Annotated in this window: 2 protein-coding genes; both read left to right on the top strand. The window is 54.3% G+C overall.

Annotated elements, in window-relative coordinates; all coding sequences use genetic code 11:
• A partial coding sequence (locus tag ABLA76_RS15710) for a terminase TerL endonuclease subunit (RefSeq protein WP_348988631.1) occupies nucleotides 1-1311 on the top strand: 1311 nt, incomplete at its 5' end.
• 9 nt (nucleotides 1312-1320) lie between these two features.
• Entirely contained in the window at nucleotides 1321-1497 is a 177-nt protein-coding gene (locus ABLA76_RS15705) for a hypothetical protein (RefSeq protein WP_273546648.1), read from the top strand.
• Nucleotides 1498-1554: the final 57 nt, after the last annotated feature.

The raw sequence follows: 1554 nt of genomic DNA, 5'->3' as shown, positions 1-1554 counted from the left end.
GCTGATAGCGAGGGCGGGGCGGAAGTTTATTCGGCCGCGACCACCCGTGATCAGGCCCGCATTGTGTTTGAAGATGCGAAAAACATGATCAAGCAGGCCAGATCCACGTTAGGTCGCCTGTTTGAGTTTAATAAGCTGACCATTTATCAGGAGCAATCCGCGTCCAAGTTTGAGCCACTGTCCAGTGATGCTAACAATCTGGATGGTCTCAATATCCATTGCGGTATTGTTGATGAGCTGCACGCCCATAAAACCCGTGATGTGTGGGATGTACTGGAAACGGCCACGGGGGCGCGTTTGCAGTCGTTGTTGTTTGGCATTACCACCGCCGGCTTTAATAAAGAAGGGATTTGTTACGAACTGCGTGATTATGCCGTTAAGGTCCTGCGTGGTCAGGTGCCCCCTGATGATACTTTTTTCGCCCTGATCTACACGCTGGATAAAGACGATGATCCGTTTGATGAGACGGTGTGGCAGAAAGCGAACCCCGGATTAGGTATCTGCAAGCGCTGGGATGACCTGCGGCGGCTGGCGAAAAAAGCCAAAGAGCAAGTGTCAGCGCGGCACAATTTTTTCACCAAGCACATGAATCTGTGGGTAACAGCCGAATCGGCGTGGATGGACATGCTGAAATGGGACGACTGCGAACCGCTGGCACCCCCGCATGAGCTGAAAACCTACCCGATGTGGGTCGGCGTGGACTTGGCGAACAAGATTGATATCTGTGCGGCGGTGAAAGTGTGGCAGGCAAACAACGGTCATGTCCATGCTGACTTTAAATTCTGGCTGCCGGAAGGCCGACTGGAACGCTGTTCACGACAGATGGCGGAACTTTACCGCAAGTGGGATGAGCTGGGCGTATTGACCCTGACGGATGGCGAAGTGGTGGATCATGCGCAAATAAAAGAAGAGCTGCTGATTTGGATTACCGGTGACAACCTGAAAGAACTGGGTTTTGACCCGTGGAGTGCAGTCCAGTTCAGTCTGGCGCTGGCGGAAGACGGCGTGCCACTGGTGGAAGTGGCGCAAACCGTGCGTAATCTGTCCGAAGCCATGAAATCACTGGAAGCGGCGGTATACAGCGGCAAATTCCACCATAACCGCCATCCGGTGATGGACTGGATGATGAGTAACGTCACCGTCAAACCGGACAAAAACGACAATATCTTTCCCAATAAATCCACACCGGAAGCCAAAATTGACGGTCCCGTTGCCCTGTTTACCGCCCTGAGCCGGTTACTGGTGAACGGGGGTGAGCAACAGGAAAGCCTGTCCGATGTGTTAATGAGCCGGGGTCTGCGCTCACTCTGAGGTGATTTTATGAAACTGTTAATGATTGCTGCCCCGCTGGTCGGGCTGGCAGGGGGCGGCCTGTTGTCTTACGGGGCGTGGCTGCTGCTGCCCGCCGCGGGGTTTATTGTCGCGGGGGGTCTGTGTCTTGGCTGGTCGTATCTGGTTTCCCGCCTGCTCAGCCACAAACCCGGTAAGGAGGCCTGATGTTCTTTCCCGGCCTGTTTCGAAAATCCGCTGAACCGATGACTTCCCGTGACCTGA

Source organism: Xenorhabdus sp. SGI240 (assembly GCF_040081915.1).
GTDB lineage: Bacteria > Pseudomonadota > Gammaproteobacteria > Enterobacterales > Enterobacteriaceae > Xenorhabdus > Xenorhabdus bakwenae.
Note: the sequence above shows the minus strand (reverse complement) of the source record. Positions and strands in the feature narration are given on the sequence as shown.